The organism is Thalassolituus sp. UBA2590 (assembly GCF_002339775.1).
Classification (GTDB): Bacteria; Pseudomonadota; Gammaproteobacteria; order Pseudomonadales; family Oceanobacteraceae; genus Thalassolituus.
The window spans coordinates 21,299-28,259 of record NZ_DDKU01000112.1 but is presented as its reverse complement, the minus strand read 5'-3'; the positions used below and the strand labels follow the sequence as shown (position 1 = coordinate 28,259).

The 6,961-nt window shown below is 54.1% G+C and carries 3 protein-coding genes; 1 reads left to right on the top strand and 2 read right to left on the bottom strand.

Going from position 1 to position 6,961, the window contains the following annotated elements; all coding sequences use genetic code 11:
* Positions 1 to 173: 173 nt before the first annotated feature.
* Both B2067_RS10120 and B2067_RS10115 read right to left on the bottom strand, forming a co-directional pair.
* Positions 174 to 1,181, bottom strand: coding sequence for a hypothetical protein (locus tag B2067_RS10120; protein ID WP_068434835.1), 1,008 nt, complete (start codon positions 1,179 to 1,181; stop codon positions 174 to 176).
* 82 nt (positions 1,182 to 1,263) lie between these two features.
* The gene (locus tag B2067_RS10115) at positions 1,264 to 1,896 is read right to left on the bottom strand and encodes a LuxR C-terminal-related transcriptional regulator (RefSeq protein WP_301377859.1); all 633 of its coding nucleotides are present in this window, start codon (positions 1,894 to 1,896) and stop codon (positions 1,264 to 1,266) included.
* A gap of 185 nt (positions 1,897 to 2,081) precedes the next feature.
* Between B2067_RS10115 and B2067_RS10110 the strand changes: the two genes are divergently transcribed.
* Positions 2,082 to 6,902, top strand: coding sequence for a carboxypeptidase-like regulatory domain-containing protein (locus B2067_RS10110; protein WP_301388346.1), 4,821 nt, complete (start codon positions 2,082 to 2,084; stop codon positions 6,900 to 6,902).
* Positions 6,903 to 6,961 lie beyond the last annotated feature (59 nt).

Below are 6,961 nucleotides of genomic sequence, written 5' to 3'. Positions count from 1 at the left end.
AGAGCATGGCCGGAGAGCGGAGATTCATAGACAGTATCCGTACAAGAGAATGGCCGACTTTAAATGGGAGTTGCCTGAAATAACACGTCGAAACAGGTCATGTGCTATCTATTGCCTGAATTGTTCAAAAGGTCAGAAAAAAGGGCCCGAAGGCCCTGAAAAGAACGAAGAGGTTACTCTCCGGAGGTGAAGGCTTTCAGAACTTCGTCATTAGTCAGGTCGATGGCCTGAAGTACACCACGCGCATAAATGACAGGATCAGCATTCACAGTGACTTCAGTGGTATCAGATGAACCACCGCTGACCATACCTAACAGTCCGCTGAATGCATTCGCCGCTTTCTGAGCACCTGAGGTGGTATCTTCAGTTTCGCCGTACGCGCCACCAATAATGACCGGCGTTTCAAGTTGGGCGTAGCCTGATTTGTTACTGAATGTCCCGGACACCCCACGCAGGAATGAAATGCCGGAATTTGGCTGTACGTTAATCGCCTGACCAAAGGAAACTTCTGCGCTGTAGGTACGTTCACCCGTGTTGTAATCCATTGAGCGGTCCGTCTGGCCCGACAGGTTGGCGAAGTGAACACGGTAATCGGCCATGATCACCGGGTAGTCCAGATCTCCAGCCAGTTTCGCTAAGTCATAAACCATGGGCACGCCAGGTACCGCGGGATACGACTTGTAGTAAAGGAGATCCATTCCTTCTGGAGTAAAGGTCAGGGTTTTTCCTTTATCACCTTTAAAGAAAGAGCCAACAGAAGAGGGCTGATACGGGGTTTCCAACGTATCAATTTTTTCCCAGTCTTTGTTGGCCGTAAGTTCTTTATAACTGCGGATAACGTAACCGTCTGCCTCCAGTTTAGCGACGAAGTTCTTGTAAGCTTCCTCCGTAATGGCTTGCATAGTTTCTTGCGGAATGCCTTTCAGTTCAGATTTAAGAATGGCTTTTGCGTATGCCCGGTCTTTGCTGAACATGCCACTTTCGGAAGTCGCCGAGGCCTTATCTTTGGTAACAAAGGTTACGGAAAACTGCCCGAGGTAAACTTCTTTGCTTCCCTGTACTTTCTCGAGATTGTCTGTAACTACTTCAATTTTTTTCTCTTCGGCTTCGCCGCCTCCCATGCTGGCACATCCGCCAATAGCAAGTGTCAGAGCGATGAAAGGAACTGCTAACGTTTTCATGATTGTCTCCCTTTAAATAACTTCCGAAGTCTAGTAAGAAGTGCGTTTTCAAAAACCCCATGTTTATGGGGGCAGGCCTCTTTTATGGGTCAATCAGGCCCATATTGACGGCCTTTACAGCAGCCTCGGCCCGATTCGAAACCTGCAATTTCTGATACAGAATTTTCATATAGCCCGAGACTGTATTGGGCTTCAGCCCTAGAGCATCAGCCGCCTGCTTTACGCTCAAACCATTAGCAATCAGGTGCAGAACATCACGCTCCCGGTTTGTCAGCTCGACTTTTTCACTGTGGCCAGGACGAAAATAATTCAGAACCTGTAAAGCTATTGATGACGACAGCGGTGGACGCCCATCCATGATTCCGCGGAGCGAGGCAGTAAATTCATCGTTCGTTTCATCCTTGAGCAGATAACCATCTGCGCCCGCCCGCAATGCAGGAAAAAGATGTTCTGAGTCATCGAAGATGGTCGTAACCACACACAGAGTTTCGGGCTTTCTTTCTTTGATATGACGGATGATGCTCTCACCGCGCCCATCGGGTAATCCGAGATCAATTAAGGCAAGGTCAATGGACGGAAGCACCAGGTGACGCAGTGCCTCGGTAACCGATTCGGCCTGATGTACAGCGACGCCCGGAAAGATGTCTTCCGCCCGTTCCGTCAGCCATTCGGCAACGTCGGGAAGGTCTTCAACAATCAATACTGTTTTTATCATTCAGATAGCGCTCCTGTGCCCTCAGTCATAAAAACTGACAGGTCTGTTCAGGAAACGGATGATATCTATACCCTTTTCATTAGGGTAGCCACACTTTAGGACCCCCCTGAACATGGGTGCCCTACCTCCCCTCCTCAGAGTTAACGTTTCGGGCTGATAAAACCCCCTTTTCTGAGGCCACGTTTATGGAACGTATTAAGATGGAACGCATTGCGCTCGCAGGGATATTTGCGGGTTCATTGTTGCTGAGCGGCTGCGGCAGCTCGTCCAGTTCAGGGTCACCCGACCCTCAACCCACCCCCACCACCCCAACACCAGAGGCTCCGGCGACGACACAGTCTCTGACCGGTACCGCCGCCATCGGCGCCGCCATTACCGATGGTACCGTCACCGCGATTTGCGCTGACGGCAGCACCTTTACTGAATCCGTCACCACCGACGCCAACGGCAACTGGTCGGGCGAAGTCGCCAATGGGGCGATGCCCTGCGCACTGCAAGTCACCGGTGGCAATCCGCCTGTGACCTTACACAGTTATGCGACGGCCGCAGGCACGGTGAATATCACACCGCTTACCGACCTGATTATGGCCAAAGCGACCGGCCAGAGCCCCGCCGACTGGTTTGCGAACTTCAACGGAACCGCGGTGGATACCTCAACAGCGTCCACTGATCTGCTGAATTCGTTTGCTGACAAAGGATTCACTATCCCAGCAACAGGCAACCCCCTGACCACGCCGTTTGCAGCCGACGGCTCGGGCTGGGATGGCCTGCTTGATGACATCGGTGACGCCATCGACAACGATCCGGCCATTGCCGATTACGACGCTCTGGTCACCCTGGTGAAAGACGGCAATCTAGCGAATCTCCCTGCACCACCGCCGCCTGAGATGTTCAGTATTGCAGGCACCATTTCAGGGGCGACCGGCACCGTGATCTGGGAAACTCTCGTCGCTGGCAGTATTGTTCAGGACGGCGGAAACACGAACGGCGCTGTGACCTTCTCACCTCTTGCTGGCATTGCTGAAGACAGCAACTGGAGTGTGGTCATTAATACAGCTCCGTCTGGCCAGACCTGTTCTGTGACCAATGGCAGCGGCGCTCTGACGGCCGACGTCACCAACGTCTCCATCACCTGTAGCGATGAAGTGGTTGCTCCCACCACGTACAGCATCAGCGGCACGGTCTCAGGTGCTTCTGGCAGCGTGATCTGGGAACTGCGCAAAGACGGCGTATTTTTCAATGATGGCGGTAGTGGCAATGGCGATGTGTCCTTTACCTCTGCAATGGACGCCGGCAGTGACTGGTCCGTGGTGATTGAATCCGCGCCTTCCGGTCAGACCTGTGCGATCAACAATGGCAACGGCTCCCTGACCGCCAATGTGACGACTGTCTCTATCACCTGTTCGGACATCGTTGTCGGCCCCACCACGTACAGCATCAGCGGCACGGCCTCAGGCGCTTCTGGCAGCGTGATCTGGGAACTGTACAAAGACGGTGTATTCTTCAACGATGGCGGTGCGACTAACGGTGCAGTGACCTTCACTGATGCCATGGCCAGTGGCAGCGCCTGGACACTCAGCATCAACTCGGCGCCATCGGGCCAGACCTGCACCATAAGCAACGGCAGTGGCACATTAACCGGCAATGTCAGCAACGTCGCCATCACCTGCGAAGACGAAGTAGTGACGCCACCACCGACTCTAGGCGAGGCACTCTACGATTTTTCTGGCCTGAATCTCGACCCTGAACTGCCCGCAGGCTTCACGCCCATTGCCCCACAGGCATCGCCGATTGATCCATCAAGCAATATTGCCAGCCTGTATGCACAGCTCGCAGCGCAACAACAAGAAGCGATATTTGCGCCGATTCCTGACGAGCTCACCCGCTCGGTAGACAATATTACGACTGGCAATAGTTACCAAATTACCGAAACCACCGCGACCTATAACTGGCAAAGAGTGACCAAAGTAAGTATGGGTGCCGATGCCGTCGCCGACACTAGCGATGACTTCATCATGAGCTATACCATTTCTCCTTTTGGTTACCTGGGCGTGTCGTATAGCTTTGATCATCCCGGACAGGATGGCGTGTGGTATACCGAAGACGATATCGCAGCAAGCAGCAATGGCGGCGCGGTAGTCATTTCGCAGGAAAGCCCGCTTGAATTTGAAGGCGCCAGCGAAGGCGCAATCCTGAGCATACCGTGTCTGAGCTCAGGCCCGGATGGCATAATCTTCACCCAAGATGATTCACCGGGATGTGTCCTTGGGTACCAGGTGATCGTTATCGATGGCGAAGGCAATCGCGGGCAGGTCGTCAACTACAAATACAGTGGTGCAGATGGCGTCTGGTTCACCGGTGACGACGTAGTCGACAGCTATGTCACCGTCACTACTGACCTTAGCATTCCTCAGACCGTCACCGCCGTATACGACGATGAGGGCGAGGACGGCATCTGGTTTACCGATGACGACGTCGTCGACACTCACGTCCAGCAGTTACTGGGCGATAACTACCAGCCGCTGTATGCAGCAAACTATACCCTAGCCGGTAGTGATGCCACCTGGTTCACTGCCGACGACTACGCCAACGGTTACAGTTACTACGGCTATAACGAAGACGGCGATCTACTGATTATTGCCAATCACAGAGGCCCGGGCTTCGATGGCGAGTGGTTCACCGCTGACGATTTCGCCAGCGGCACCCTGTCATTCACTTCAGAAACCGATGCCGGCAACGTCAGCATCAGCGCACGGGTGAACGGCATGGGTCCGGACGGAAAATGGCTGAGCGGCGACGACAATATCTACGGTTACAGCTACCGGATGTATGACGACGCCAACAACGAGCTTGAGCGTGCGGATTTCAGCAGCAAAGGCGCGGACGGCCTCTGGTTTACCTCGGACGACCTGCCGACAGCCTCGTACAACTACTTGAAGTACGAACGCGATACCGAGGGGCGTGTGCTTAAGCAGTTTTACTATGACCCCGCGCGCGATCCGAACGCCCCGGCATTCAGCGACAGTCAGATCTATCGCTACAAAGTGTATTCTGCGGATTTCTCCAACAGTCTCGACGTCGGCACAACCGCGTTCGGTAACGATGATATTCCTCTGACGGAAGACGACACTCTGGCTTGGCCATACTCTATCGCCACAGACACAGGCTACGACCAGTACAATCAACCGGGGCCGGATGCTATATGGTTTACCGACGACGACTTACGCAGTGGTTACATCATCGAGACCTTCGATGGCAGCCGCCTCACCGAGTACGAGCGCTACGACACCAACGACACTCTGGTGTTCTATACCGAATACACCGAACTGTCATCGACCTCGTATCGCCTGGAAGACTTCCTGCTGAATGACGCAGGCACCTTCGACCTGACGGGCTATCGCGAGATCGACGAAGACGCCTATGGCAACCCGCTATATACCACCTGGTTCAGTGCCGCCGGAGACATCAGCAATGTGTCCTACACCGAGCGCAATTCGGACGGCCTGATCGTGCGTGAAAGCGGTGCCTACAGCGCAGGGCCAGACGGTATCTGGAAAACCGCTGATGACTTCACCTACTACTCGCTCAATGAATACAACGACGAAGGCGAACTGGTCATGGCGGCCAGCGAATATCAGGGCAGCGATGGCCTGTGGGACACCGTAGACGACCGCTACTACATCTCTGGCATCTACCTGCTCGATTACGGTACAGACCTATTGGCAACCAATATCGGATTTGCCCCGGCCGCCTGTGGAGATATGATGGCCGGCAGTGGCGATATCTCTGTGATGGTACGCGACATCAATGGTGCGGCACTGCCAGACGCCATCGTGATGCTCAACGACAATGACGCCACGACCACCACCGATGCATCGGGCGTGGCCTCGTTCACCGCACTGTCTGGCGCTCAGAATGTACACGTGTTCAAGGACGGCTACGGATACGAAAGCTTCTACTGTGTGTCACCTGGCCTCGATGTCACGCTCTATTCTGAGGTAGAAGAGTTAGGTGTCAGAGCGGATACCTCGTACGTTCCTTTCTACAACGACTCAGCCAGCAGTTATGTTCTGGCCTTGCTCGATGACAACGGTGCGCCATTGCATGACTTTGAGCGCTTCAGTCTGACGTCAAACCAGGCAAACTATTACTACGAAGACCTTTACTTCAATGTTCCTGTGGGTAGCGAAGTTACCGGTAACCTGTGGGCCTTCAAAGTCGAGAATGGTGTGATTACCGGCGCAGAAGACCTGGGCAACCAGACCTTCACCACCATCGCCACCAATACCAATCCGATCGTCAGTGAGCGTGAGCAACTGTCCATTTCGTTTACCGCCACGGATCTGGTTGCGGTTGCACTGCAAGGCTCCTTTGCCACACCGGTGCAGAATGGGTATTACTCTTCCATCACGCTGGGAGGCTTCCTCTCGCTCGGGTTCAAGTACGATTCCTCGACGCAGAACTACCCGGCGAAATTACCCGGTATCGACATCGATCTGCCTGAAGGCTCGCTGATCAGCATGGCCTACACCGAAACCTGGGAATTCTGGCAGCCTCGCAGCCTGCTGGATCGCAGCGGCGATATTGTCGAGCACTCAGTAGTGACCGGCATTGCCTATCGCCCATTGATGGCAGATCAGAACGACAGCAGTGACAACCCGACAATCAGCTGGACGCCGGTGCGTGACCGTATTAATGGCTACAGCGACCTGACGACACTGCGATTGAAAACCTCTCAGGCGAGTGTCGGCTATCAGACCGCCTGGGCGATTCACTTGCCCGCGGGCGAGAGCACGGTCACCCTGCCGTCGTTGCCATCCGGCATGACCGACACCATGCTGCCGGACAGTCAGTACGCACTGATGCTGGAAACAACGGCCTTCATCGATATGGATTACGACGAAGTAATGGGTACCGTCGATATCAATGATATCGACTACAGCATTGCCACTGAGCGGATGCGCACCAGTTCGCTGGAGGCGAATGCACCTAAGCTGATGCGCTGAGTACCGTTCGCGCATAACGAAAACAAAGCAACAAAAAAACGGGGCCAATGGCCCCGTTT